Annotated in this window: 2 protein-coding genes; both read left to right on the top strand. The window is 39.1% G+C overall.

The annotated features are described in order from the left end of the window. Nucleotides 1-217, top strand: a 217-nt coding sequence (locus EVJ26_RS14315; RefSeq protein WP_201738384.1) for a chorismate-binding protein, incomplete at its 5' end; no start/stop codon positions are given. Then, nucleotides 204-409: thiamine pyrophosphate-binding protein (locus tag EVJ26_RS14310; protein WP_255569961.1), on the top strand; the 206-nt coding region annotated here is incomplete at its 3' end. The genes EVJ26_RS14315 and EVJ26_RS14310, both read left to right, overlap by 14 nt.

Raw genomic sequence — 409 nt, 5'->3', positions numbered from 1 at the left:
ATTATATGGTGCGCCGGTTGGCTATATAGATATATATGATGATTGTGAATTTATTGTTGCAATTCGTTCGATGCTTATTAAGAAAGCACAAGCAACTTTATTTGCTGGGTGTGGCATTGTTAAAGATTCTGATCGAGATAGTGAATTGGCAGAAACGAACCTTAAGTTCACACATATGATGAATGCATTAGGAGTCGATATGAATGGGAAATCATAAAGCAGCTTTAACGAAGCAAGTTTTTACATTTGCATCTGAGTTATATGCGTACGGCGTAAGGGAAGTAGTTATCAGTCCGGGATCACGCTCAACGCCACTTGCACTTGCATTTGAAGCACATCCAAATATTAAAACATGGATACACCCCGATGAGCGAAGTGCAGCATTTTTTGCCGTTGGGTTAATTAAAGG

Origin of the sequence: Exiguobacterium sp. SH3S1, assembly GCF_004337105.1 — a bacterium.
GTDB classification, from domain to species: domain Bacteria; phylum Bacillota; class Bacilli; order Exiguobacteriales; family Exiguobacteriaceae; genus Exiguobacterium; species Exiguobacterium aurantiacum_A.
The sequence above is the reverse complement of the archived record's forward strand: the minus strand, read 5'-3'. Positions and strand labels throughout refer to the sequence as shown.